The organism is Stenotrophomonas maltophilia group sp. Smal12 (genome assembly GCF_037079935.1).
Classification (GTDB): Bacteria; Pseudomonadota; Gammaproteobacteria; order Xanthomonadales; family Xanthomonadaceae; genus Stenotrophomonas; species Stenotrophomonas sepilia.
Genome location: NZ_JBAWUK010000130.1, coordinates 1 through 524 on the forward strand (window position 1 = coordinate 1; position 524 = coordinate 524).

Sequence of the window (524 nt, forward strand, 5' to 3'; positions counted from 1 at the left end):
CAACAGCGTTGTGCGGGCGCACTGCAGGAAAAGCCAATCGCGATGGCGCATGTCTTGTCTGGCTGGTCGCAGCTTTCGTACTGCGGATGGATTTGCAACAAGTTGCATGGCATTCGGTGGCGTACGGGACGAAAGTTCCTGCATATCCACCTTTCGATTTCTGGACGCCATGACCACCCTCACCCGACAGCCTCTGGCGGCCGCATTGATGCTGGCCTTGGTTCTGCCCGCAGCATCGGTTGCCGCCGCTCCTCCCGGCGTGCCTTGCCCGAGCATTCCGCGCCCGGCCAATCCGGGTGATCCGGCTGTAGAGGTGTCCTACCTGTGTGGCGTTGAGATCCCCGCCCACGATCTCTGGTTCGATCGGTCGCTGGAGGTCTACGACACAACCGTGATCGGCAGTCGCGATCGCTGGCCAGGCGTGGAGATGGATATCAATCACCGTGGCTATCTGGTCATGCAAGACAGCCGGGTCGAGACTACAGGGATGATGTCCGACGCCGTGGTGATGACCAGCAACCATG

At 60.7% G+C, this 524-nt stretch carries 1 protein-coding gene; it reads left to right on the forward strand.

All coding sequences use genetic code 11. The features are described from left to right. Nucleotides 1–169 precede the first annotated feature (169 nt). Nucleotides 170–524 (forward strand): hypothetical protein (locus tag WDC87_RS21920; RefSeq protein WP_336331343.1); only part of this gene is annotated, 355 nt, incomplete at its 3' end.